This is a genomic window from Amphritea sp., assembly GCF_050300915.1.
GTDB lineage: Bacteria > Pseudomonadota > Gammaproteobacteria > Pseudomonadales > Balneatricaceae > Amphritea.
Genome location: NZ_JBNKYN010000060.1, coordinates 1 through 26,300 on the forward strand (window position 1 = coordinate 1; position 26,300 = coordinate 26,300).

22 protein-coding genes and 1 pseudogene are annotated in these 26,300 nt (G+C 51.5%); 8 read left to right on the forward strand and 15 right to left on the reverse strand.

The window, feature by feature from the left end:
• A pseudogene (locus ACQY8X_RS14905) lies at positions 1-265 on the forward strand (amino acid ABC transporter ATP-binding protein); the annotation flags it as partial.
• A 118-nt stretch (positions 266-383) separates the two neighbouring features.
• Here ACQY8X_RS14905 and ACQY8X_RS14910 read toward each other — a convergent pair.
• Both ACQY8X_RS14910 and ACQY8X_RS14915 read right to left on the reverse strand, forming a co-directional pair.
• Positions 384-1,361, reverse strand: a complete 978-nt coding sequence (locus ACQY8X_RS14910) for a glutathione S-transferase family protein (RefSeq protein WP_428035932.1) — start codon at positions 1,359-1,361, stop codon at positions 384-386.
• 61 nt (positions 1,362-1,422) lie between these two features.
• Positions 1,423-2,349, reverse strand: coding sequence for a LysR family transcriptional regulator (locus ACQY8X_RS14915; protein WP_428035933.1), 927 nt, complete (start codon positions 2,347-2,349; stop codon positions 1,423-1,425).
• Positions 2,350-2,480: 131 nt separating this feature from the next.
• Here ACQY8X_RS14915 and ACQY8X_RS14920 point away from each other — a divergent pair, with 131 nt between their 5' ends.
• Entirely contained in the window at positions 2,481-3,308 is an 828-nt protein-coding gene (locus tag ACQY8X_RS14920) for a pirin family protein (RefSeq protein ID WP_428035934.1), read from the forward strand.
• A gap of 30 nt (positions 3,309-3,338) precedes the next feature.
• Here ACQY8X_RS14920 and ACQY8X_RS14925 read toward each other — a convergent pair whose 3' ends face one another.
• Positions 3,339-4,898, reverse strand: a complete 1,560-nt coding sequence (locus tag ACQY8X_RS14925; protein ID WP_428035935.1) for a glutamate synthase-related protein — start codon at positions 4,896-4,898, stop codon at positions 3,339-3,341.
• A gap of 92 nt (positions 4,899-4,990) precedes the next feature.
• Entirely contained in the window at positions 4,991-5,740 is a 750-nt protein-coding gene (locus tag ACQY8X_RS14930; RefSeq protein WP_428035936.1) for a sulfite exporter TauE/SafE family protein, read from the reverse strand.
• Positions 5,741-5,864: 124 nt separating this feature from the next.
• On the opposite strand from ACQY8X_RS14930, the gene ACQY8X_RS14935 reads away from it, so the two are divergent.
• On the forward strand, positions 5,865-6,545 hold the full coding sequence (locus ACQY8X_RS14935; RefSeq protein WP_428035937.1) for a pirin family protein: 681 nt from the start codon (positions 5,865-5,867) through the stop codon (positions 6,543-6,545).
• 288 nt (positions 6,546-6,833) lie between these two features.
• Here ACQY8X_RS14935 and ACQY8X_RS14940 read toward each other — a convergent pair whose 3' ends face one another.
• The 4 genes from ACQY8X_RS14940 to ACQY8X_RS14955 all read right to left on the reverse strand — a co-directional run bounded on the left by ACQY8X_RS14940 (position 6,834) and on the right by ACQY8X_RS14955 (position 12,127).
• Positions 6,834-7,526 carry a haloacid dehalogenase type II gene (locus ACQY8X_RS14940; RefSeq protein ID WP_428035938.1) on the reverse strand — a complete coding sequence of 231 codons (693 nt, stop codon included), beginning with the start codon at positions 7,524-7,526 and terminating at the stop codon, positions 6,834-6,836.
• Positions 7,527-7,951: 425 nt separating this feature from the next.
• Complete coding sequence (hrpB, locus tag ACQY8X_RS14945; RefSeq protein WP_428035939.1) at positions 7,952-10,477, reverse strand: ATP-dependent helicase HrpB; 2,526 nt, start codon at positions 10,475-10,477, stop codon at positions 7,952-7,954.
• Between the two features lie 114 nt (positions 10,478-10,591).
• Complete coding sequence (locus ACQY8X_RS14950; RefSeq protein WP_428035940.1) at positions 10,592-11,602, reverse strand: hypothetical protein; 1,011 nt, start codon at positions 11,600-11,602, stop codon at positions 10,592-10,594.
• A gap of 120 nt (positions 11,603-11,722) precedes the next feature.
• Complete coding sequence (locus ACQY8X_RS14955; RefSeq protein WP_428035941.1) at positions 11,723-12,127, reverse strand: phnA protein; 405 nt, start codon at positions 12,125-12,127, stop codon at positions 11,723-11,725.
• 441 nt (positions 12,128-12,568) lie between these two features.
• Between ACQY8X_RS14955 and ACQY8X_RS14960 the strand changes: the two genes are divergently transcribed.
• The 4 genes from ACQY8X_RS14960 to ACQY8X_RS14975 all read left to right on the forward strand — a co-directional run bounded on the left by ACQY8X_RS14960 (position 12,569) and on the right by ACQY8X_RS14975 (position 19,599).
• Entirely contained in the window at positions 12,569-14,098 is a 1,530-nt protein-coding gene (locus tag ACQY8X_RS14960; protein ID WP_428035942.1) for an alanine/glycine:cation symporter family protein, read from the forward strand.
• 211 nt (positions 14,099-14,309) lie between these two features.
• A complete protein-coding gene (locus tag ACQY8X_RS14965; RefSeq protein ID WP_428035943.1) occupies positions 14,310-15,086 on the forward strand; it encodes a substrate-binding periplasmic protein in 777 nt (258 codons plus the stop codon).
• Between the two features lie 183 nt (positions 15,087-15,269).
• Positions 15,270-18,416: an AraC family transcriptional regulator ligand-binding domain-containing protein gene (locus ACQY8X_RS14970; protein ID WP_428035944.1), complete on the forward strand. Its 3,147-nt coding sequence runs from the start codon at positions 15,270-15,272 to the stop codon at positions 18,414-18,416.
• A 136-nt stretch (positions 18,417-18,552) separates the two neighbouring features.
• Entirely contained in the window at positions 18,553-19,599 is a 1,047-nt protein-coding gene (locus ACQY8X_RS14975; protein WP_428035945.1) for a response regulator, read from the forward strand.
• Between the two features lie 46 nt (positions 19,600-19,645).
• On the opposite strand, the gene ACQY8X_RS14980 is transcribed toward ACQY8X_RS14975, so the two are convergent.
• The 5 genes from ACQY8X_RS14980 to ACQY8X_RS15000 form a co-directional block, all read right to left on the reverse strand.
• Positions 19,646-20,062: a hypothetical protein gene (locus tag ACQY8X_RS14980; protein WP_428035946.1), complete on the reverse strand. Its 417-nt coding sequence runs from the start codon at positions 20,060-20,062 to the stop codon at positions 19,646-19,648.
• A 94-nt stretch (positions 20,063-20,156) separates the two neighbouring features.
• On the reverse strand, positions 20,157-20,771 hold the full coding sequence (locus ACQY8X_RS14985) for a LysE family translocator (RefSeq protein ID WP_428035947.1): 615 nt from the start codon (positions 20,769-20,771) through the stop codon (positions 20,157-20,159).
• 188 nt (positions 20,772-20,959) lie between these two features.
• Entirely contained in the window at positions 20,960-21,337 is a 378-nt protein-coding gene (locus ACQY8X_RS14990; RefSeq protein WP_428035948.1) for a hypothetical protein, read from the reverse strand.
• A gap of 491 nt (positions 21,338-21,828) precedes the next feature.
• Entirely contained in the window at positions 21,829-22,299 is a 471-nt protein-coding gene (locus tag ACQY8X_RS14995; protein ID WP_428035949.1) for a DUF1566 domain-containing protein, read from the reverse strand.
• Between the two features lie 312 nt (positions 22,300-22,611).
• A complete protein-coding gene (locus tag ACQY8X_RS15000) occupies positions 22,612-24,060 on the reverse strand; it encodes a PLP-dependent aminotransferase family protein (RefSeq protein ID WP_428035950.1) in 1,449 nt (482 codons plus the stop codon).
• A gap of 251 nt (positions 24,061-24,311) precedes the next feature.
• Between ACQY8X_RS15000 and ACQY8X_RS15005 the strand changes: the two genes are divergently transcribed.
• Positions 24,312-25,262 carry a DMT family transporter gene (locus ACQY8X_RS15005; protein ID WP_428035951.1) on the forward strand — a complete coding sequence of 317 codons (951 nt, stop codon included), beginning with the start codon at positions 24,312-24,314 and terminating at the stop codon, positions 25,260-25,262.
• Here the strand turns inward: ACQY8X_RS15005 and ACQY8X_RS15010 are convergent.
• Both ACQY8X_RS15010 and ACQY8X_RS15015 read right to left on the reverse strand, forming a co-directional pair.
• A complete protein-coding gene (locus ACQY8X_RS15010; RefSeq protein ID WP_428035952.1) occupies positions 25,213-25,716 on the reverse strand; it encodes a transposase in 504 nt (167 codons plus the stop codon). The genes ACQY8X_RS15005 and ACQY8X_RS15010 overlap by 50 nt on opposite strands.
• A gap of 97 nt (positions 25,717-25,813) precedes the next feature.
• A complete protein-coding gene (locus ACQY8X_RS15015; RefSeq protein ID WP_428035953.1) occupies positions 25,814-26,206 on the reverse strand; it encodes a hypothetical protein in 393 nt (130 codons plus the stop codon).
• Between the last annotated feature and the right edge of the window lie 94 nt (positions 26,207-26,300).

The window sequence follows — 26,300 nt, forward strand, 5'->3', positions numbered from 1 at the left end:
GGACGTCATGCTGTTTGATGAACCCACCTCCGCCCTCGATCCCGAGATGATCAAAGAGGTGCTCGATGTCATGATCGAACTGGCGAATGAAGGGATGACCATGCTCTGCGTCACCCACGAGATGGGCTTTGCCAAGACCGTGGCCGACCGGGTTATCTTTATGGATGGCGGGCAGATAGTGGAAGAGAACGAGCCTCATGAGTTCTTTAACAACCCGCAGCATGAACGGACCCAGTTGTTCCTGAGTCAGATTTTAGCGCATTAAAAGCCGTTGCCAGACGCGGCTACGCCGCTTGCTAGTGGATAGTAGCTAGCAGAAACATTAAAAAACCGCCTGTCTGGGCGGTTTTTTTTTTAGCTGCCGTTGAGTTAATTGATAACCGTCAGACCGCCTCCCGACCATGGGGTGCAGCAAAACTCAGTTCAGGTCCCAGTGGTACCACGCGGGTGGGGTTGATCATATCGTGACTGTAGTAATAGTGTTGTTTGATATGTTCCATATTAACTGTCTCAGCCACTCCTTCAATCTGATACAGCTCGCGGACATAGCCACTGATATTCGGGTATTCGCGCAGCTGTTTCAGGTTACATTTGAAGTGACCGTGATACACCGCATCAAACCGGATCAGGGTGGTAAACAGACGCCAGTCCGCTTCGGTTAGCTTGGCCCCCGCAAGATAACGATTCTGAGACAGGATATTTTCTATCCGGTCGAGGCTGGCAAACAGCTCTCTGACATTATGCTCGTAGGCTTCCTGCGTGGTGGCAAAACCCGAACGATACACACCATTGTTCACCGTCTCGTAGATCCAGCTGTTCAGCGCTTCAATCTCGTCACGCAGCAGTTCAGGCCAGAGATCGCATTCATTGTCGGTCAGGTCATTAAAGGCTGAGTTAAACATGCGGATAATCTCCGACGACTCATTACTGACTATCGTCTGTTGCTGCTTATCCCACAGCACTGGCACTGTCACCCGGCCGGTATAATCCGCTTGCGCCCGAGTGTAAATCTGGTGCATAAACTCAGAAGCGTACAGATGATCGCCAGTAGAACCGGTTTCGCTATCAAAGCTCCAGCCCTGTTCCAGCATATGCGGGCTGACCACCGAGACAGAGATCAGGTCTTCCAGCCCTTTGAGCTTGCGAAAGATCAGCGTGCGATGTGCCCAGGGACAGGCCAGCGAGACATAGAGATGATAACGGCCAGGCTCCGCCCTGAAGCCTGCCTCACCGGTAGGTCCGGGACGGCCATCATGGGTAATCCAGTGACGAAACCCCGCCTGTTCACGGACAAACTCACCTTTGGAGTTTTTCGTTTCATACCATTGATCATGCCATTTGCCTTCGATTAGTAATCCCATCACGGCCTCCTGCTTAGTTACACTGTAAGACCATAATAAATTCTATTTTATAGATTAAAAATCACTTAAATACGGACTTAATATTCGAATAATTAGAAATATCTGTATCACAACACTGATGCAGCAGCTCCGCCAGACGCTTTAGCCCTGGTCCGCTTCGATCCTGGCGGGCATAGTACAGTTGCAGCATCTCACTACGACAACCTCCGGTTTGCAGTGGAATCGGCAGCAATAACCCCTGTTCCAGCAAACGACGCATACGGGTCACCGGAATCCAGGCAAACCCCATCCCCCGGCTGATCATCTCTGTCGCTGTGGCGATATTACTCACTGTCCAGCGCTCATCTGCCTGTAGCCAGCCAGAATCAACTTTCTTTGACAACGCCGAATCCCGGGTCACCAGCTGCCGATAGTTAATCAGATCATCCACCACCAGTGGCTGCCCCTGCTGATACTGCTTAAATACCGGATGAAAAGGGGCCGCCACAGCAAGAAAGTCCACCGCAAACAGAGGTTCTGCGAGAAAGTGAGACACACCCGACCCTGCAATCGCCAGATCTACCTGCCCCTGAATCAATGCCTCCGATGCGCCTGACAGCACTGTTTCATACAACTGAATCCGGGTGTTAGGATATTCCGAAGAGAACTGCTCCAGTACATTACCGATATATTCTGGCGGAAACACCTGATCAACAGCGATGGCGATCTCAGGCTCAACTCCTGCATGCAAACTGGCCGCCAGTGAGTCGATACTGGCTGCAGACTCAAGCAGATGCTCAGCCCGACTCAGCAGCAGGCTGCCCGCATCAGTCAGATAAGCTTTACGCCCTTTAACTTCCAGCAGTTTCACATCCAGCATCTGTTCCATCTTCTGAATCGCATGATGGATGCTCGACTGACTTTTATGCACCACCGCGGCGGCATGGGCAAAGCCCCCGTGATCAACCACCGCTTTTAGCATGCGCCACTGCTCTAGTGTTACCTTCACCCTGCCATTCCTTTCTAAAAAATAGAATATATAGCTCTATTTATACCGATTTTCATTCCCAAATATAGGATTATTATGGGGTCATATCAAATCAGGTACGGCACAGATCGATTCAGCCGAAGGAGTACGTTATGACGATTCAAATCATTCAGAGCCAGCCATCATCCGATGGTGCTGGTGTTAAGATACAGCGGGTTCATGGCTTTCGTGATAACGGTCTCGACCCATTTCTGATGCTGGATGAGATCTATTCAGATAACCCCGATGATTACGGCTCAGGCTTTCCCGCGCACCCTCACCGGGGCATCGAAACCCTCACCTATATCCGTCATGGCGGGTTTGAGCATCAGGATCACCTGGGCAATAAAGGCGGTGTGGAGAGTGGCGAAGCGCAATGGATGTCGGCGGGGCGGGGCATTATCCACTCCGAGATGCCGTTGCAGAAAGATGGCCTGATGCATGGCTTCCAGCTGTGGCTCAACCTGCCAGCCAGCCTGAAGATGAAAGACCCGGACTGGAAAGATGTGGGGCGCGAGCAGTTGCCCTGGCAGCCGCTGGACAATGCCGAAGTGAAAGTGATCGGCGGAGAGATCACTCTGGATGGCCAACCATTCACCGGCCCCCTGCAGCAACTGCCCGGCAGTGCCACTGTTGCAGATCTTTGCCTGCAAGCCGGTGCCGATATCGGCATTGAAAATAGTGCTGGCCGGACGCTGCTGCTCTATCTCTATGAGGGGGAGCTGAGCCTGAATGGTAAAGCAATAGCCACCCGGCAGATGGCGAAAATTACGCAGCCTGAGGCGTTGCAGATCACATCCGCCAACGGTGCTGGAGCCCTGCTGCTGAGTGGCGTGCCACTGCAGGAACCGGTAGCTCACTACGGCCCTTTTGTGATGAATACACAGGCTGAAATTGATCAGGCGATCCGTGACTATCAGCAGGGCACCCTGACCAATTAAGCTAGCCGCCAGCCAAACTCCCCCTCCCGTTCAGAGGGGGACAACCCCTGAATAACTAATCCCCGAAAGATAGGCCAGCTCCCGATTCCAGGTAGCCAGATCCCCCATATCAAACTGCTGCAAATGGCTATGACCGCAGGCCCGCGCCATCACCTGCATCAGGTGCACCGAGCCGGTGAGAAAGTTGGCCAGTTGCGCCGCCGACCTTTCGACATTTAACCGCTGACGCAGATCCGCTTTCTGAGTGGCTATACCTGCCGGGCAGTTATTGGTATTACAGATCCGCGCCGCCACGCAGCCGATTGACTGCATCGCACTGTTGGCCAGCGCAATACCATCGGCACCCAGCGCTAACGCTTTAACAAAGTCACTGGGCACCCGCAGCCCACCGGTAATAATCAGCGTCACCCGCCCACTAGCACCGTTGGTGTTCAGGCAGCGCCTGGCCCGGGCCAATGCGGGGATAGTGGGCACGCTGATATGATCACGAAACAGTTGCGGTGCCGCACCGGTACCGCCGCCGCGGCCATCAAGAATGATGTAATCGGCACCGGCTTTCAGGGCAAACTCAATATCCCGCTCAATATGGTTGGCACTGAGTTTAAAGCCTACCGGGATGCCCCCTGTGACCTCCCGCACCCGATCAGCAAACAGGCTAAAATCTGCCACACTGTGAAGGTCGGTAAACGTCGGTGGCGATACCGCATCCTGCCCCTCTGGAATACCCCGTACCTGGGAGATCTTACCGACATTTTTACTGGCGGGCAGATGCCCCCCGGTACCGGTTTTTGCCCCCTGCCCCCCTTTAAAATGAAACGCCTGCACCCGGGTTAACAACTCTTCCCGATAACCAAATTTAGCGCTGGCAAGCTCATAGAAGTAACGGGAGTTGGCCTGCTGTTCCTCCGGCAGCATACCGCCCTCACCGGAACAGATCCCCGTACCGGCCAGCTCAGCCCCTTTTGCCAGAGCGGTTTTCGCTTCTTCCGACAAAGCGCCAAAGCTCATATCGGAGACAAACAGAGGGATATCCAGCTGCAACGGTTTTTTCGCTTCCGGGCCTATCACCAGAGAGGTTTCCACCAGCGCATCTTCCAACAACGGCTTACGGGCCATCTGGGCCACCATAATCTGAATATCATCCCAGGCAGGTAGAAGATTACGGGGCACCCCCATCGCCGTCATCGGGCCGTGCGAGCCTACCCCTTTGATGCCGTTACGGGCCAGTTGGTGGATAAATTCAACGGTGGACTCCTCAGGCGTATTCACTGCCTGCGGGGGATTGTTATCCGATGCTGCAGGATCAGTCACAGCAGGCCCCGGACCTTCATGACCCACCGCCGCGGCATCAAACTGCTTATGACTGCCATCACAGTAGGGCGCGTTGCCGGTATGTTTGCAGGCGCACAGCCAGTCTTCACCCGAGCTATCAGCGCTGAAGGCCTTCGGCGTCAGACCGGTTCCCGCATGGGAACCATCACAGAAAGGCTGATGGGAGGAGCGGCCACAGACACAGAAATGGTATTCCTGCCCCTCAATCAGTTCGACCTTAGCGGGTTTATTATCCGCAACTATCGGCTTTGCAGTCATCACACTCTCCTGAGAGTTGATCATCTGTAAAGCCTAGCAGCCATTTAAAAAAAAGAGCCACCCTGAGTTAAAAAACGATCCGTCCCAGCCCCTCAGAAACCATCATAAACCAGCTTAACACCGACAATCAGCAGCATAATCAGGATAATCCGGTAGAACAGTTTATCGTCCAGTTTATGATGAATCACCAGCCCCAGCCTGATACCAATCCAGGCCACGGGTGCCATCACCAGCCCGACTAACAGGTTATCGGTATTGATCTGCCCGAGTACACCATAGGCCACCAGTTTGACCAGATTGACGATCGCCAGAAACACCACGGCGGTGCCCAGAAACTCAGCCCGGGGCAGTTTCATTGGGATCAGATAGAAGTTCATTGGCGGCCCGCCCGCATGAGCGATAAAGCTGGTGAATCCCGCCACCATGCTGGAGATCGTGCCGACGATGGGTGAACCACCCTGACCCAGCTTTGAACCGTTCAGTAGCCCCCAGAGGGCAAAACCAATCGACAGAATACCCAGCAGCAGACGTAAAATATCATCATTGAGATAACCAAACAGCAGATAGCCGACGAAGATCCCCAGCACCGCACCGGGCACCATAATCTTTAACAGGTCGACCCGTTTACTGTGCCACCAGGCCCGCACGCTGAAATAGTCCATCAGAATCAACAGCGGCAGCATAATAGCCGCAGCCTGCACCGGACCAATATAGAGTGACATCAGCGGCACACTGATTACACCAACACCACCGGCAAAACCTGATTTCGAAATACCGGTCAACAGTACACCGATGCAGGCTAACAACCAGAACATCCAACTAAACGATAACAGCAGATCCACGTCATTCCCCCCAGAAAAACAGCATCTTACTCTGATAAATAAGAAGGTAAAGCCGGTCTCTGTATTTACAGCCTGACGCAGAGAGGGTAAAACAGTTAGCTACAGTGTCGACATATGAACCTCCATGATCAGAATAAAACGTGCTTCAGACCGGGGATATGCCCATTTCGGCTGGCTGGAATCCCGACATGTATTCTCCTTTGGCAGCTATTTCGATCCGGACTGGATGGGAATCTCTGAGCTACGGGTCGCCAATGAAGACCTGTTGCACGCTGGCGCAGCGATTGATCCGAGCACCCATGTCGATATGGAGGTTATCTCGGTGATTCTCGATGGTAAAAATCTGCACACAGACTCACTGGGAAACCGTAAATTACTGGAAGGCCGCAGTTTACAACTGCTCAGCACAGGAACAGGCACCGAGTTCACCGAGCAAAATGCATCGTTGGAAAACAATCTGAAACTACTGCAGTTCTGGATAGTGCCCGAGAAAACCGGCAATTCACCCCGCTACCAGTTCCGCAAACTGCTCAGTCGCGAAGGGGTGCAGCTGATTATCTCTCCTGATGGCCGGGATGATTCTTTACAGATTGGCCAACGCGCAGAGATGTATCAGTTCCGGCTGCAGCACACCAGCTACGGTCTGCCTGCAGCGGAATATGGTTTCCTCTATCTGTTCCGCGGAGAACTGGAGGTCAATGGGTCTATTCTGGAGGCTGGCGATGCTATGCTGTTTGAAAACGAGCCACTGATCTCAATGCGGGGGCTCAGCAGAGCCGAAGGATTTTATTTTACCCTGCCCTGAAGTGACCGCGACTTTACCTCAAAAAAGCGCAAACAAACCTGCCTGACACCCAGATTAGACTATCCATTTTTAAAAAAAGAACTACTTATAACAAAATAATCCAAACAAAATCGGCCTCAAAGCCCCATAAATCGGGGATGTCACAAAATCTTTACCAAATTCATGTTGCAATGCACAAATAATTCGCTATATTGAAATAGCACTTTGCTTTTTGAGCCACTAATTTGGCTTACTTCGACCCGGCGCCCGCCGGGTTCTTTTTTTCTGCACTGCACCAAAAGTGAACACTCATTTTTCAAAACCGCTGTTTAAACTGAATTCTTCTGCAAGATTTTGTAGTGTTTGCACCGTTTTATCGGGGGAAATATCCCAAAAATCAAACACGGCAGCCGGATCGCGCTGCACCCAGGCGGCATTCAATCCCGCATGTCTGGCCCCCATAACATCCCAGGCATTACTCGAAATCAGCCAGGTATTACCCGCCCGGCTAGCCGTACGTTGCAACAGATGCAGATAGACCGCCGGATCAGGCTTATAGCGTTTAATTTCATCAACGCTGATCACATCATCCAATAACTCAAGCACACCGGCATTCGCCAGCAAGGCTTTGACTTTATCAGCCGGACCATTGGAGAAAGCCACACAACGGTGTCCCTGCGCACGCAGAGACTCAATACCGGGAATAACATCAGCATAAGCCTCCAGTTGCTGATACTGCGCCATCAGAAACTGCTGCTGTTCGTCCGACAAAGAGAGGCCAGTTACCTTAAGCGCATATTCCAGCGCTTGCAGAGTACAGACAGTAAACGGCTCATAACGCCCCATCAGGCCGCGCCGGAAGGCGTATTCAATCTGTTTTTCCCGCCATAATTTTGATAACTCTCCGGCTTTATCACCCACCATCATCTGCAAATACCTGCTCATCTCAAGGGGATCAACCAGGGTGCCATAAACATCGAAAGCAAAGGTCTGAGTGTGCATAGAGGTTCTCCTGAAGGTGAGCAGATCAGCATAGCCAGGGCAGCACCGAAGGGCCAACAAACCTGCCTGCACGCAGCACCAGCCCTGATAATATGGCGGCTAACCGGCAAAAACTCAATCTTAAAAGGCCATTCGGGCAAGTGAACAAAAAGGATAGAAGATCAGCGATGCTGAAAGGGTTGTTAGACGGGCCAGAGCGGCCCGTCTGATAGAAAACCCTCAAGTCATGTTAAAGGAGATTTTAACAATTCATAGCAAAAGTGAGCCCCGCGCTAGCGGGGCTACATGTGGCATGCGAAGTATTTTCTTTTATCTTTTTCAGTCCCAACTGATTGAGACTATATTAGCTCTGTCTTTGCAGAGTAGTTTTATACTAGTACAGAATAATCGCCGCGATCTTGAAAGTTTTTTATGGCAACACAGGCTTATTTGCGAATTTTTCGCTTTATCCCATCAGATGGCAGCGCCTCCTGGGGGTTATCCGGCCACTGATGTTTGGGGTAGCGCCCTTTCATATCTTTCTGCACATCGCGGTAGCTGTTCGCCCAGAAGCTTGCCAGATCCTGGGTCACCGCCAGTGGTCGACGGGCCGGAGACAACAGATGTATTTTCACCGCCACGCCATAACCGAGCACCGGCGTCTCGGTTGAGCCAAACATCTCCTGTAACTTTACCGCCAACACCGGCGGATTATCGCTGTAATCGATGGCGGCAGTGTGACCAGAGGGCAGCGCTAAACGGGACGGAGCCAGTTTTTCCAGTTCGTTAGGCAGGGGCCATGCGAGCATCCCCTGTAAAATACTCGCCAGATCAAGCCGGGAAAAATGGTTAATATGACTAACCGGGTCAAGCCAGGGCCCTAACCACTGTTCGAGTCCGGCCAATAGTGCCTGGTCAGACAGGTCGGGCCAGGGGCCATCATCAGGCTGGACACTGTGAAGAAAGTTCACCCGCTGGCGCCAGTGAGTTATCGACTCATTCCAGGGAAGCAACTGCAACCCCTGCTTGCGAATCAGATCGATCAGTATCTGGTTTTTCTCTGGCAGAGGAATCTCTTGCAGCTCCTCACGACTCACCACCAATACGCCGATGCGACGCTGTAACTCACAGCACATTCGCCCCTGCTGACGATCCCATTCCACCACTTCCTGCTGCTGCACCAACCCGGCCAGCGCAGTATCGAACAGCGCTGCCGACAGCGGCGCCGCCAAAAACACACGATCAGCGCTCTGCCCCTGCATACCACCGCAATTCGCCACCGCCAGCCAGCGATGCTTTGCCAGTGGATCGGCATCAGCTAACCTGACCGCCCGCCCGCCGCTGAGCTGATAGTCAGTGCCCTCTTTACGCCGCGCGGCGATACGATCCGGATATGCCTGAGCTATCAGTATGCCCGCATAGTGCGCAGCAGAGATGCTGGCATGATGCGACTGGCTCAGCGCTTGCAGGTGCTGAGTGCAAAGTCGGTAAAACTGCTGACTCAGCTGTCGGATACGCTGTAACACGCCTTTCTGACTGGCCGCACAGACGATATCACCCTTCAGCCAGCTAAGCCTCCGGTCAAAATCCGCATCACCGTTAAGCGGGTCACGCTCGCTCAGCAATGCGGCGATATCACAGGCCAGCCTGCCCCAACCCGCTTGCCAGCCTACCAGCAACAGATGCGCCAGACGGGGGTGTAGCGGCAGCCGGGCCATCAGCTCTCCGGCGCTGGTTAACTGTAATCCTGTCTCGGTTGTCTTCAGCGCTCCCAGACGCAGCAGAAGATCACGTCCCTGCGCTAACGCAGCCTGCGGTGGTGGATTAAGCCAGCGAAGCTCGGCAGGGTCTTCAACGCCCCAACGCGCCATCTGTAATGCCAGTGTACTCAGATCAGTAGTCATTATTTCCGGCGTTGCATGGGGCGCTAACTGTGCCTGCTGGCTCTCCGACCAGAGGCGGTAACAGCAGCCAGGCTCCATCCGCCCGGCCCGTCCGGCCCGCTGAATACTGGCGGCCCGAGACACCCGACAGGTATGCAAGCGGGTCATGCCACTGGCCGGGTCAAGCCGGGCTTCACGACTGAGTCCGGCATCAATAACCACACGAATCCCTTCAATGGTCAGACTGGTTTCAGCGATATTGGTGGCCAGTACAATCTTGCGCTGTCCCTCAGGTGATGGTGCGATTGCCTGTTGCTGAGCCAGCATCGTCAGATCGCCATAGAGGGGTGCCAGGGTTACATCACCAGGCAACTGACCCGACAGGGACTGCATAACGTTGCGGATCTCTTTCTGCCCCGGCAGAAACACCAGCAGACTCCCGCTTTCATCCTCCAGCGCCTGCAATACCGCCCGGGCTACCTGCTGTTCCAGGCGCTGATTCCGCCCCGGCGCACCCAGATAGCGGATATCCACCGGATGCATCCGTCCCAGACTGCTGATCAGCGGTGCCTCAGGCAGCAACTGTTCAATCACCCGTTTATCCAGGGTGGCAGACATCAGCAACAGTTTCAGCGGCTGGTCCTCACGAAATAGCTCCCGCCCCTGCAATGTCAGCGCCAGACCAAAATCGGCATCGAGACTGCGCTCATGAAACTCATCAAAGATCACCAGACCATAACCATCAAGGCTGGGATCATCCTGCAACATACGTGTCAGAATACCTTCGGTTACCACTTCAAGACGGGTATCAGGCCCCACTTTAGAGTCCATCCGCACCCGATAACCCACTGTCATCCCCACCGTTTCCCCCAACTGCTGCGCCATCCGCCCGGCGGCCATACGCGCCGCCAGTCGGCGCGGTTCAAGCAAGAGAATCTTTTGTCCGGCAAAGAGAGGGTGCTGCAGTAACTCCAGCGGTACCAGGGTGGTTTTACCCGCACCCGGTGGTGCTTCGAGCACCACCTCATCGTTGTCACTCAAAGCTGAGTTAAGCTGATCGAGAACATCGGCGACTGGGAGAGTACTCATAGAGAAAGCGGGTCCGGTAGAAGAAAACAGAACCCATATTCTAACAGGCAGATAAGCAATTACGGGCAAAAAAAACGCCATAACAGAGGTGGCGTTTTTCGCTCAGAGCCAATATTAAGCGCTGACAGCAACCGGGGCGTCGGTATCGGCGGGTACGTTATCGACAGCCGCACCACCTGCAGCAGAAACGTTATCGGCAGAATCCATATCAGCGGGGCGGGTATCGGCACCCATGTCAGAAGTCTTATCTGACCGGTGTGAGGCCCGTGCACCATGGTCATCGCCGTCACCGTCGTGTTCATGCTCATGTCCATGATGTCTGGCGGACATCAGCTCACCCAGGCGTAGCAGATTATCCTGCATGGTAGTCTGTCCGGTCTGGCTGGCAGCACTGAAGCGCACATCATGCTGCACCAGATCAACAACCAGATTCAGGGTAAAATCTGTCGCACTGCTGACCCACTGTTCACTGCGACTAACCTGGTTCTGCAGCTGCTCGCTGAAAGGCGCAATGGCACGTAGATGTTCGTTTGCGCGGCCTTCGCCCATCGCCTGAACTTCGCGGTACTTTTCAATCGCCCGATACTCTATCGACTGCTGCATCGAGATATCCATCTGCGCCAGCTGCGTTGGATCCAGCGTCAGATCACCCGCCTGCTGCAGCGCCGTTTGCAGATCGCCATTAAAGAAGCTATCAGCCAGTGACGAGATATCCTGAATCAGCGAAGCAATAGCATCAATCTCTTCAACATCCAGATCACCCTGCACGCTGAAACCAAACTCACTGCTTTGATGCTTATCAATACTGTAACGCTGCTGCTCACGGCCATGACCGGTGCGCTGAGCATAATCAGCCTGATAGCGGCTTTCGCTGTTAAAGGTGATCTCGACCTGATCGCCATCCTTCGTTGTCAGGTTGATGGTGAAACTATCATCCCGGTTAAAGCGTTCAGACAAGGAATAGGAGGAACGTGTGGCTGTCGTCGGAACGGACTCCGGAACGGAACTACCTGCGTCCCGGGTGCTGGCTACCGATGCCTTCTGAGCTGCAGAATTTTGTGATCCCGACGTAAGATTCACCCCGGGGAAAGAGAATTGAGGATGCGAGCTCAGAGAGTTAAACATAAGGGACACCGGTTTTATTATTCAGTTAACCGGTTATCGCCCGCCCACCCCAGATCTGAAATGAAAAATACTCATAATACAGTTGTTTGAACATGAGTCCGGCTATAGCTGAGGCCGCTATTACGAAAGCTCAACCTCGTCGGCCCAGGCGCGCTCCGCCTCTTCCATATAGGCCTGTTCCAGCAACTCGCCAGCCCAGTCCTGCTGTTTTGCCAGATGCTCTAACAACACCACCGAGATCACCTTAACCGGCACCACACTACTCCACATCGAGGTCGCCAGAAAACGCCAGTATGTCGGATCAATCTTTTTCGGCCGGTCCAGCTGACCACGGCAGGTTTCACAGATCATAATACAGTGATCGTAGTCGGGCTCTGCAACAATGGGCGGCACTTCATACACCCCCAGCCTGACACCATGAGCCTCACACAGCTCGCACCGGGCTCCGCAACGACGCACCAGATCCTTGCCAAACTGCGACAAACCATGATGCCTTTCCAGATGTTTCGCATGGTTCTTTGACATAGGAGTATTCCTTTTGAATCAGATAAATATGACTCTTTATAACAATAGGCCCAAAGCAGAAAAAAGTTAAGCAAAACGGATTATGCTGAGTGACATAATCTGTTTGCAAAAGCCTTAAGCAGACATTAAAGCAGATACATACTCTGCGCCACAGATAACAATTGGCACGTAAAGAGGTAAACAAGGCACGCCAGGATACTCCCCCATTAAAGCATTCACACTAAAGTTTTAGCCTCGTAGATAAGCACGAAAAGCCACCACGCTTATATATCTGTCGCCTGTCAGCAGGCAGCACTTATCGGCTAATCGTCGGATAAAGACTGTTCACCGGCGCAACGGCAGCAACACTGACTGCATCAACATCTGCTCCCATAAAGTGGATGTAAAAAAAATAACGCTAACACTCGTGCCCGGCACGTTGTTTTTCGGAGAAACTTACGCATGCAAGAATTTGTCGATTTTACTAACGGCATTATCTGGAGCCCTGCTCTGATCTACCTTTGCCTTGGGGCGGGTCTTTTCTACTCTATCCTGACACGTTTCGTACAGGTACGAATGTTTCGCGAGATGTGGATACTTCTGTTTTCCGGTAAATGTTCTGAAAAAGGGATCTCCTCCTTTCAGGCGCTGGCAGTTTCCCTATCCGGCCGCGTAGGCACGGGTAACATTGCCGGGGTAGCCGCGGCTATCGGTTTTGGTGGCCCGGGGGCGGTATTCTGGATGTGGGTTGTGGCTTTCCTTGGCGCTGCAACCGCTTACACTGAATCCACCCTGGCACAAATTTATAAAGAGGAACATGAGGGGCAATACCGTGGGGGCCCGGCATACTACTTCGAAAAAGCGATGGGGCAGAAATGGTTTGCCTGGATCTTCGCTATCGCCACCATTCTGGCCTGCGGTATCTGTCTGCCGGGCGTTCAGGCCAACAGTATCGGGAACGCCGTAGAGGCCACCTTCGGTTCAGGCCCGATGATTGAAACAACCATGGGCACCCTGAGCTTCGCGAAAATTCTCACCGGTACCGTTGTGGTACTGATTCTGGGATTCATCATCTTCGGTGGCGTTAAGCGTATCGCCAACTTCACCCAGATCGTCGTGCCATTTATGGCGCTGGCCTACATCATCATCGCCGCGGTTATCGTACTGCTTAACATCGACATGCTGCCAGGTGTGATCGGTATGATTTTAGAAGATGCCTTTACCCCGATGGCGGGTATGGGTGCCGCAATTGGCTGGGGTGTAAAACGGGGGGTTTACTCCAACGAAGCGGGTCAGGGTACCGGCCCTCACGCAGCGGCAGCTGCGGCGGTTGAACATCCAGCGCAGCAGGGACTGGTGCAGGCATTCTCGGTTTATATCGACACCCTGTTTGTCTGTTCAGCAACCGCGTTTATGATTCTGATCACCGGTGCGTACAACGTACATGGTGTCGGCGATACCTTCCTGATTCAGAACCTGGGGGCTGATATCGCCGCCAACGGTCCACTGTTTACCCAACAGGCGATTGAGCGGGTGCTGCCGGGTCTTGGCAATCCATTTGTCGCCTTTGCACTGTTCTTCTTCTCGTTTACCACCATTCTGGCGTATTACTACATCGCCGAAACCAACATCGCTTACATCCAGCGTACCTTTAAAATCCCCGGCATGATCGGCGCTCTTAAGCTGGTTCTGATGGCGGCGACTTTCTACGGTGCGGTAAAAACAGCGAATCTGGCGTGGGGTCTGGGCGATATCGGTGTCGGCCTGATGGCGTGGCTGAACATTGCCGGTATTCTGATTATCTTCTTCATGTCCAAGCCTGCGCTGAAAGCGCTGCATGACTACGAAGCACAGCATAAAGCTGGTGTTGATAACTACACCTTTAACCCCCTGAAGCTCGGTATCAAGAATGCCACGTTCTGGGAAAAGCGCCTCGCTAAGCAAACCGCTGAGGCGCAGAAAGAGTCAGACAAAGAGCGCGAAATAGCTTAATCGTTTCTCTTCTTTAGCAAGACCATCCTAACGCCCACGCTGGAAACAGCGTGGGCTTTTTTACGGCCCGGATTCACCGGACAGCGCCGGTAATGAAAACAGTGTTGCAGGATCACAGATCTCCTACCTATAATCAGATCCCACTCGGCGCGCCAACAACGCTCAGCGCGCTCAGTATTTTGCATCTCAATCAACACCAGGCAGCCACCCAGTGATCAACCGCGCAGTTAGCAAAACCGTTCTTATCCGCGCCCTGCTGCTGGTGCTAGTCACACCTTTTGCAAGCACTGCCAGTGCGGCGTGCCAGAAAACATTTTCAGTCGGTTGGCTGGAGTGGAAGCCTTACCAGGTCAGCGAGGCCGGCCGGGTCACCGGCATGGATATAGAGCTTCTGGACACGATTATGAACAAAGCGGGCTGTACCTATCAGCTTAAAAACGTTCCCTGGGAACGCTCAATGAGATATGTCAGAACCGGTGATCTGGACATGGCACTGGGGACGTCGAAAACGGATGAGCGATCAAAATGGGCCTATTTCTCTGAAGCTTACCGACGCGAAATTATGGCGATTTTTATTCGTAGTAACGAATATCAGAAATGGAGTAAAGCACAGGATTTCGAACAACTGGCCCGGCTAAAGCCCCGAGTGATGGTGTTACATGGCGCATATTACGGCAGCACCTGGAGCAAGATAAAAGACCGTTTCTTTGTTCATCCACTGAACCGGTATGAGCCACTTATTAAAATGCTCGGTGTTCAGCGTACCGATGTTGTACTGACCGACCTTTATAACGGTAAAGTATTAGCCAAAGAGCTGGGACTGGAAAACGAACTCACAACCCTTGACTGGAATGCCAGCGATGATGACATCCACCTCATGCTCAGCAAGAAAACCGTTAGTCCATCAGATGTTGAGATTATTAACCGTGCCATACTGGAGTTACGTCAGTCAGGTCAGTTAGAAGCGATCATCCAGCGATACCGCTGAAGTAAGATAAACCTACTGTATAAGCCTCCCCCGCTGCCACCTGATCGCAACGACTCAGCAACAAAATGAAAGCATCTGGCACATAAGGACATACTTTCAAAAAGCGCTATGCTAACCTCCCTCTTTTGCTCATTAAAAAGAAACGCATCCTTCCATGCCAGACGATTCTAATACTGGACGCTCATGTCTGTAACAACGGCAACAACGAAACTACTCGAGCCCGCTCTGCAGCTGGCCCAGCACTACAGACTCGATCCGGAGCAGATTCTGGAGAGCGCGTCACTGTCACACGCTGAACTCTCTAAGCCCGGGGCGCGTTTTCCGACATCCCGCTATGGACAGATTTTACAGATGCTGGCGCAAGCGACGGACAACCCCCGCATTGCCCTAAGCCTGGGTGAAGCCACTCAACCACGCATGCTGGGTTCTATCGGCTTTCTGATGGCCACCGCTGACACCCTGGGAAAAGCGTATCAGGTGCTGATTGATTATCTGCCTCTGCTGCTTGAGGGAGCCATCATTCAGATGGAACAAACCGTCGAAGGCACGCTGTTCACTCTTGAACTTAACGACCCCGAACTCCAGCCTGTCGAATATTTACTGGCCTGTCTGATCAACTGGCCCCGTTGGTTAACCGGCCATCAGATTCCGGTTCGCCATGTCCGGCTTGAATTCCCGGAGCCCGAAAGCCCACTGCCCTATCAACAGTTTTTCGCCGCTGAAGTTGAGTTTGATGCGCCACGCAATCAGTTGTTGTTTGCCAGTGATTATCTGTCACTGAACTGCATTGACGCCAACCCCGAGATGCATCAGCTCCACCGGGAGTTTGCCGACTCCCTGTTAAGTAAATCAGCTCAGCAGAGTGCTTTGCCGGCACAAACCCGTAATCTGATCCGACGCCAGCTGACCGAAGGTAATGGTTGTGTCAGACGGGAACAGATTGCCGAATCGGTTGGCCTGAGTCTGAGAACACTGCAACGAAAACTGGGCTTACTGGGGACAAATTTCCAGGACATCTATGATCAGACCCGACGGGAAACCTGTCTGCAACTGATTCAGCGCGGCCAGTTAAGTTTTGGTGAGATCGCCTTCCAGTTAGGTTTTTCTAACCAGTCCGCCTTTCAAAAAGCCTTTAAGCGCTGGATGGGGGTTGCGCCCAGCCAATACCGACTGCAGATTAAACCCGAAGCATTTATTGAAACGACCACCCGATCCGACCAGAAGAGCGTTGATAGCGACTGGCTGCAGGACAAAGACAGCCGACTACGATTACAAAAAATTGAACAACGTATCGGCAAGCTCAGCAGCTTTACCCTTGAGCTACTTGAATGGGCGACACTGTTTGGTGAGCAGTTCAGCCTCACCGATCTGGAAAAAGTAACCAACAACCCGGTCGCTCGTCTGGCAATACATCTCTGGCCGGCGGAGCAGCTTGGGCTGATTGATTCGGGTATAGTCAGCGCATCCCCAGAGGGGGACATAACGGATGAACAGACCCGCTACCACTTCAGCCACCCCGAGATCCGCAGCGCAATCTATCAGCGGCAGGATGAAACCGAAAAATGCCAGCTGCATCGGCAATGCGGATTGTTGCTGCTGGCAGAGCTAGCGGATGAGTTCACCCTGACACAGATAACCCCCGTATTACTCCACCTGAACCGGGCACATCAGCAGACAGATACCAAACAGAGAAAGCAGCTGCGGCGTCTGAATATACGCGCGGCTGAACTGGCTCAGGCAGAGCAAAATTTCGCCAGTGCCAGCCGCTATCTTTCCAACGCCTATCGACTGCTCCGCAACGACCAGTTTAAGAAGAGAAGCCAGTTATTGCTGCAACGGGCCAAACTGCACCTGCTGGCAGGCGAAGTTAAACTGGCTGACCAGTGTCTGCAGCAGCTTCCCATCGGACATATAGATACCCTGGACACTATCAGCGCGGCGTTAATTACCGCTGAAATTTATCGGCACCGGGATCAACAAACCCTGGCGTTAAATCATCTGTTGGAAAACCTGAAGTTGTTGGGTCAGACGCTGCCTGAAGAGGACAACCAGCAACTCCTCCTGCTGTTATCGCAGCACGAAGAGATCAGTGAACTGCTGGATCAGCCGCTGATTGCCGCACTATCGGAACTTAAAGCGCCCGAAGGCCTGCTGCGATTACAACTGCTGGAGCAGATCAGCCTGATTGCCCGCCAGCAAAGTAAACCCCTGCTGGCCGCCTGCGCCATCGGCCAGATGACAACAATCAGCTTGTTGCAAGGCCGTAGTCCACTCACCGCATTTGCGTTTGTCAGTTACGCCTGGGTCGCCAGTTGGTTCTGTGCAGACTTAAGACTGGCACAGCAGTTCTCGGTTCAGGGGATGCAGTTAGCCAATCAGTTTGGCGGCTTAATTGACTCAGGCGCCATTGAGTCAGGCTTAACTGACACCGACAGGCCCGCGACAGAGAACCCGCCGGCGCAGATAACCATTGCCACCAATGCAGCACTGCTCCAGTACAGTCAGGTACAGCACTGGTTTGCCCCCATTCACAGCACCAGAGAGCAGATACAACATGTCGCTGCGCTATCCCGCAAGCATGGCCAATGGTTTATTCTCGGTGAATGTTACCTGCTGCAACACCAGATATCCCTGTTAACAGCGACCTCGCTGAGTGAACAGCTGAACCTTTGCCGTCAGCATTATGAGCAGATGATTGAGCAGGCACAAACCCATCAGGCGGCCCGGCTGGCGGATTCCTCGTTACAACTGATGCAACAACTCTGCGGCGAACAACTTCTGCCCGACACAGTGGAGTATGCCCACGGCTGGCAGGCAGTCAGCACAATAATCGCTGCATTTCTGCTGGATCAACAACAGCTGTGGCCTGATCTCTACCGCTGGGAAGCGCAACTGGAAAATGAACTGGCAGGTTATTTTTGTGTTAGCGAAGCCCTCTTTTGTACCGCGATGATGCGCCTTATTCTGGCTCAACAGCAACACTCTCTGGTACATCGCCGCCGCCTGGAAGTTGAACAGATCGAGTCACGCTTTGAACTCTGGGCAACTTACTGCCCGGAAAACTTCAGCACCCAGCGACTGCTGCTGCAAGCGGAAAAAGCCCGCCTGTTCAACAACAACCCCGCCCCTCTGTATGAGCAAGCGATTGTCAACGCAGAGCAACATGGCTTTAGCCATCATCGGGCGCTTTGCTATGAACGCTACGGTGATTTTTTAACCTCACAGAATCAACAGGCTCTGGCACAATTTTGTCTGATCAAAAGTCGCGACCTTTATCACCAGTGGGGAGCTGTCGCGAAGACCCAGCGTCTGGATTGCCTGATCAGCTAAGCCGCTGATTTTACACGCGGAGTGAAATCGCTTTGCAGAAGCGCCAATTTAATGCAGATGGCTGCTTTTACTAGCACTGGACCCGTATTTACTGGCAAAATAGCCGCTCTGACAAAACACAGATGTGCAGTAGTTTATGACTCCATGGAAAGTACTGGTTGTTGACGACGAAGAAGGTATTCACGGCATCACGCGGATGATTTTCCGCGGCTATGAGTTTGAACAACGCCCTATCGAACTGATCAGTGCTATGAGTGGTGCAGAGGCACGCAATTTACTGTCAGACCATCCGGATATCGCCCTGGCGCTACTGGATGTCGTGATGGAAAATGATGACGAAGGTCTGCGTCTGGTCGAACATATCCGCAATCAGCTCAACAACCGGGATATCCGCATCATTCTGCGCACCGGCCATCCAGGTTACGCGCCGGAATCACAGGTAATTGTTAATTACGATATCAACGATTATCTGAGTAAGGCTGAGCTATCCGCTTCACGCCTGCTCACCTCAGTAGTAGTGGCGCTGCGTTCGTTTCGCGATATTAAAAATGCCCGCTTACAGGCAACCGCTCCAGCACTGACTGCCACCCCGGATAACCAGTTACTGAAGGCGGTCACGCAGCAACTGAATCAGCAAATCAAACCGATACTGAAACAGAGTCAGCGTCTGCAACAGATGGACCTCAACCCGGTAGCAAAAGATCTTGCCACCAGCCTGCATGCCCAGCACCAGCGGCTGGAGAACGGTATCAGCATTCTGGATCTGGCCGATCAGCCTGCAAAAACAGAAGCGGTCAGACTGGTGCCGCTGATGGATGAAATACTCAACACCTTCCTGCCTCAGAGTCGCCGCGAAGGCTGGCTGCTGGATTATCGGGTCGGTGATACATTACCCGCACAGATCAACACCGATCCTGTGCGTATCCGACAGATACTGATCAGCGCTGTTGAGCTGGCGATTCTGCAAGCCAATAACGCCGACCTGAAACTCAGCCTCGAAGCCGCACAACCGGGCCTGCTGCGCCTCAGTGTTACACTCGCGGATGGCCAGCCTGTATTTTCATCAGCGCCCTGGGCAGAACAGTTGCGCAACCATCTGCAACTGCTGTGTCAGCAACTACAGGGCGAACTGGCAGAGATGGATGAAAGCGGTGCTATCCTCTGCCAGATCCCGCTGTTATAGCGCAAGCGGTTTTACCACAATACCCAGAGGCATGCTAAGGGCACATCTAGTCACCCCCGCCGCCATCACCACCGTCACCACTACCAATTTCAATATCCAGCCCGCTCCCCTCACCGGCGCCGGATCGGTTGGACCATGCTATCAATATCAGCCCGATAATCATCCCTGCAAATGTTCGTTCAGATAACCCGTTCGAAAAACTATCGAACGCAGTAAAAGCAAAGACGCCATAACCCAGCATCAGGACAGAAGGTTCCACACTGAAGAGTAAAACAGCGCCGAGAATTAACGTCAAAAACGACCAGCCAGACAAGCCATCAAAGAGGGTGACTAAACCAGCCATAAACAGAATAAACCCTATCAGTCTTAACACGTTGTTACCTGCCTGTTTTTTGTCTATTTCTATGTGCAAACGTTGAAGGGCGTTGATCCTTCGCTCTCTGATCGCTAAAAAACGGTTCACCACCGTACACAGGAGGCATGCAAAAAGACACAGAGAGTATAGAGAGAAAGGCCCGAACAGAAAGGTTTCAGACGCCATTGGCTAAACATCAGGATCACCGTTCACTCAAGGCCAGCTTAAGCCCCAGGGCTGCAAAGCTACTGGCAAAGAGTTTCTGGATCGCCAAACCGACCTTCTTTGAGCCCACCACATATGCGCTGAAGCTACTGGCCATGATGCCATAGACAACAAATACAACGAAGGTCATCGCCATAAACACGCCACCCAGAAACAGCATGTTAATCAGCGGTTGAGCGGCATGCGGTGAAACAAACTGTGGTAGAAAAGCGAGAAAGAAAATAGACAACTTAGGGTTCAATATATTGATAAGAAAGCCTTTGGTAGCCACAGTGAGAAAATCGGCCGCGGGCTTTTCTCCCCCTAAAGACAGCGGAGCCGATGAGCGCCACATAACCCAGGCAAGATAGAGTAAGTATGCCGCACCGACATATTTAACAACCTGAAAGGCGAGTACGCTTGTGTGAAAAATAGCGGCTAAGCCAAACACGCTTGCCAGAAGCGAAGGCACAATCCCCAGGGTGCAGCCTGACGCGGCGAACAGACTGGCGCGCTTACCAACAAACAGACCGGTCGCTACGGTATATAAAACACCTGTACCAGGCATAATAACAACGACTAAGGATGTGAGTAAAAATTCGACTGACATCATAAGATACCTCCATGTTTCTTCAGTGTGTTATGGCAGAGCGCCGGTTACCGGGGCTTAGCTAAAAATTATCAATATTTCCGGGCTTTGTACGTCTTACGAAATTTAGCACCCTACACCGGAGGCAACAACCAACGCAACGTTTTGACAGCCCCAACCACCAACAGCAACCACTGCTCTGGTCTAGCGATTTAACCCTCGTTCGGAAGGACAACGATCTGAAAATCATCCTGGTAAATTACCTCACCAGGATTCTCCGATGTCAGTACATCAACAGCAATTTCATATTTTCGTAACAGCGCTACAACCTGAACAGACTTTGCCAGAAACAGGGATGGAACATTGAGAAACCAACTTTTCGCAACAAACCGGATTGCTTCATGATCAGGCCCCTCAAAACAGGCCGGATTTTTTAAGTTTTCATTAAACCATGAGGCCGTGTCCACGTACCACTGGTACTCTTCCTCTGACATTTTATTCATCCGTTTAAGATCACCCATTGCGGCAAATATGCCTTTTCGGTGAGCCGTACCGGTGAAAGTCAGTTTCGTTTCGTAACGGATATACATAGATCACACTCATACCATGCGCTGGGACAAGCCGAAACCCAGCACAGATTTATCCGTGACAACATTGTATTAGAAACCTGTCTTCATAATATTTCGAATCCGGGCCTTTACTGAAGGCGCTTCATCACGCATGGTCATTTGAAAGAACTGCTTAGTTTCATCGAGATATTCTGAATGCTGCCTGCTTAACTCAAAAAAGCCATTATATGACCAGGCCCTTACGAACTTATTGTGATCAGTAAGCGTGTGCCAAGCGATAGCGAGACGTCCGGGTGTAATTGCCTGACTGTGTTTAATACACCTGCGCATTTATCACCTCATGTTCCGCTTCGATGCTTTAAACATAACGTTGCTATAAAGAGGTAAACAAGCGCTGGAGAAAAGGGCGCGAAGCGGAACGAGCCAACGGTTACGAACCCGCCCGGGCTGCGTGTTAGTTTTTTGCAGCAACATAAACTGTTGAGTTCTGCCACGTTCTCATAGGCAAATAGTTATGGTTCACTACGCACCAGACGCACTGCCAGCGGAAACCCTTTGCTGTGACCATCTATTGCGCCATCGATAAAATCAATGAAGTAGATGAGTGAGGGGATCTCCTCAACCGGAGTATCACTCCAATAAGGCGCGCCTTCTCCAACATTGGTCACGGCGGGGAACACCGTGGAATTAATCGTTGGATTGAAGCATCTCTGTTCAACAATACTATAGAGCTCTTGTATCGTTGGAACACGCCACCCTCCTCCAAGCTGCTGTGCTGATTGCCTGGCTTTATTCAGCCCCAATAGCTTTACTTTGCCAACGCAACCTTCGTCACTCGTCCAGGTGGTGCCGACACTGCAACGCTGCCATGTCAGTTTTGTTTGTTGGTCATATGCTTCACCGCCGTTAAGCACGAAGCGTGACGATGGTGAACTTTCAGCAAAATCCTCATCACAAGCAGCCAATACGGTACTTGAAGACAACCATGATGTCAGTGCCAAAAATGTAATACTTTTTTTCATAATATGGATAAGAGACTTCCTGTAGAGTGCTACCAGTCAGTGATAGTGCCCTTTGGCACTATCACTCCGAAAGCACGACGACCAAACATCACTATTATTAATTAATCAGCAGGGTTGCGATGAAAAGAAGAGGATTTCTACCGAGCTTATAGTGCCTGTAGAGGCTGCATCCCTGCCAACAACATGCCTGAATCATAATATCTGCTTCCCATTAACTCAAAGGGTTAGTTCTGCGACCGCCCTGTTCAGGTGTGAAAGGCCCCTCTGCTTGCTTTAATTCACCAGTGAATGGACCAACTCCCCCAGTGTTTGAATGGCCTGTTCGTTTTCCTCTATCCAGGGCGAACCGCAATTAAGCCGGATATAGTTGCGAAATTTGCGGGTGGCTGAAAAGATGATGCCGGGCATGGTGCCAATATTGTGCTCCAGTGCCAGAGAGTATAGATCCAGACAGTTTACGCCATCCGGCAGCTTGATCCATAACATGCAGCCCCCCTGAGGATCTGAAATCAGGGTGCCTTGCGGGAACGCTCTGGCAATCATCAACCGGCCTTTCTCAACCTGAAACTTCAGCGCTTTACGTAAGTGCATCAGGTGGCGATCATATTGCCCGCTACGTAAAAATTCAGCTAATACCAGTTGCTGCAATGAGGGTGACGCGGTTGAGCTGGCCTGCTTCCACTCCATTATCTGAGCATGGTGTTTACCCCCTGCAACCCAGCCCATGCGAAAGCCGGGAGAGATAGTTTTGGAAAATGATGAACAGGACAGTACCCTGTTGTCGTTGTCATAACATTTCGCGATGCCGGGACGCTCATCACCAAAATAGAGATCCCCGTATACATCATCCTCGATGAGTGGAATATTTCGCTCCTGCAAGAGTTGTACAAGACGTTTTTTATTCGCCTCTGGCATCAGTGACCCTAACGGATTATTGAAGTTAGGCACCACCAGCATCGCGGTCACATCCATGGTATCCAGTGCATATTCAAGCGAATCAAAGTTGATACCGGTGGCGGGGTCTGTATCAACCTCAAGCGCTAACATACCCAGTTTTTCGATCAGCCGGAGCACTGAAAAGAGTGTCGGGGATTCGACCACGATAATATCACCGCGCTTAGCAACCGCTTGCAATGAGAGGGATAAAGCTTCGGTAGCACCGTTGGTAATAATTATCTCATCAGCGGCAACATTCACCCCCATATCGCTATATCTCAGGGCTATCTGATGGCGCAGCTTTTCATCACCCGGGGGATAACAATAATCCAGACTGGCAGCAGGATAGCGGCTGATCATGTTACGGGTTTCCCGAATCAGCGCTTTAACCGGCATTAATTCCAGCGGGGCTTTTGCCGCCGCAAAAGGTGCTATCCGGGTGTTATTTGAGATTTTAGATATGTCCTCGAACAGTTTACTGAAACGCACATTACGCGGCTGACAGGAACCGGAAATAATCGGTTTGGGGGTGTCTATAGTGCACTGTATATCCGCATTGATATAGAAACCGGATTGCGGCCGGGCCTGTAATACACCCTTATCCTCAAGCTGCACATACGCCTGATTAATGGTCGATATGCTGACCTTAAGAATCTGACTCAATTTACGCAGTGAAGGTGCCCGGTCCCCCAGTTTAAGGGTGCCGTTTTCAATCATAGCCATCACATAGTCAGACACCTGATCATATTTATACTGTTTTTTGTTAACGCTGCCCGATCGTTGCATAACAATCTCAAACTGTTCTGGTTACATATCATATTTATTGTAACTGTTATTATTACAGTTGGCCTCATATCATGACAACCACAGATAACAGTGCTGACGCAGGAGGCCTTATGACCCGTTTTTTTCGCACATGGTTTTTGATTGCTACACGGTTAGGAGGGGGTTACCAACATAACCCGGACAGGGAGACGCCTGAAAATTGCTGAACGCAGTTAGTCAGTTGAAAACAGGTACTCATCAGGAGAGTTAATATGCCTCAGAAGCGCACTAAAAAGGGCGTGTTATTTTCCGCGACATCACTGCTGCTACTTGGCATTATGCCCATTATCTCTAATAGCAGGCCAATGACCATCGATGCTCTGAGCTTCGCGCTATATTTGTCAGCCTGGCAATTTCTGATCGCACTGCCGGTTTGTTTATTAGAATTAAAGTTTCGCAGCGCCGGCATATTCAACGCAACGCTTTCAGCGGCAGCAATACAAAGAACCATTGTCATTATTCTGGTCACGGGAGCGATGTTTGGTATCTCAACCTACGCCTATGTTCTCTCAGTAGAAAAAGCGGGAGCGGTCAGCGCGTCGATAGCCATGACCGCTTATCCACTGTTTGCCATTCTGTGGGAATCGCTTTTCCTCAACAGGAAAAAGAGCCTGACAGAACTACTGTTTACAGGGTTGTTGCTGATGGGGCTGTACTATCTCGGCACCAATGGCAGTTGGAAAATAAAGGGGCTATCGTACTGGTTTCTATTCGCCCTGACCGTTCCACTGATATGGAGTATTGCCCACGTTATTTTAAAAGAGATGCTCGATAAGACGCCGATCACACCGGTACAAATTACGTTTTTCCGAGCCCTGATGTCGACGCTTATCCTGTTAATCATATCGCTATCGGTAAACGGCCCGGACAATGGATTAAGTCTGTTAGCCGATACTCATTTTCAAAGCTATGCCATGGCAATGGGGCTGGTTTACTATTCAGAACTGATCGTCTGGTTTTATGCTGTAAAAAATATTGATGTCTCCGTCGCCAGCTCAATCACAACCCCCTGGCCGGTAGTCACTCTGTTTCTGGCTATCATATTTCTGAATGAGACCGTCAGGGACTATCAGATGATTACCCTGGCAGTCACCTTAATCAGCGTGTACGGCCTTATCTGGGCGGGAAAGAAAAAGCAATCAGGCTGTCGTCCGGAACATTAAAAGGATCAGATCTTTTAACTCGTTCCCACGCTCCTGCGTGGGAATGCATACCTTGCGTGAAACGAAAAGGCTTTGCCCCCTTTAATTGGGTAAACAGCGGAGCGATGACGTCATCCATCTGCGTGATGAACTCGGCAATAGTGCTATGGTGGGGCTGGCTATCCGCTGACAGTGTCATAAAGAGGACATTCTCCCGGCAGGCCTGCGCAATCTTTCGACTGGAGGTAATACCTCGGGAATAGGCGAATAAGACAATCTTCAGCAGGATAGCCGGATCATAAGCCGGTGCACCGTTATAATCATTGCGATAACGGGATTCAAACAAACTCATATCGAGATCATGATCGACCACATGACTGAGAGTATATTCGAAAGTACCTGGCTGGATCTGATCCGCAAAACGTAGCGGAATCATCTTGGTCTGGTTGTAGTCGTAGTGTTTGAAGCGCGCCATCCCTTGCATCCTGCGAGGTAAAGTTCTTTTGATCGATTGTAGTGGGAGCGACGTCCATCTACCAGAGGCTGCAGGACTTATCCAACAGCCTCAAAGCTCAGCGAACCTGCGAAGGCGCGACAGCGCCGGAGTCGGCGTTGCGCTGCTTGTTATATTCTACGTACTTGGGCAACAGAGTATTTGCTGCAATAGCTACACCTAGGAAAAATATTGTTGTAAATAGAAACGCCTTAACCCTACTGCGAGAATTTCTATTTTTCTTCCAGATAGATACTATACCGACGACTATTAATGGCCATATGAGACATGCCAAAACAGCCCCAACAACTGAACCTTGATCAGGTTGTAGCTGTAGTGTAAAAAATACGTTAACCCCCATATACAACAAGGAAAAGAATACAGCGGATATCCATAACGTTTTAGACACCCTCGGTTTTGGCTCCTCCTTTGGATCAATTTCTGATTTAGGAGGGGTGTAAATTTCATTCATTCCGTTCGAACTCCTTTAATTTCTAAATGAATATAACACCCAAAGCAGCGAGCGCCGCTTTTTGGCGTCCGCTGCCTTTGTTTGTGTACGCCCA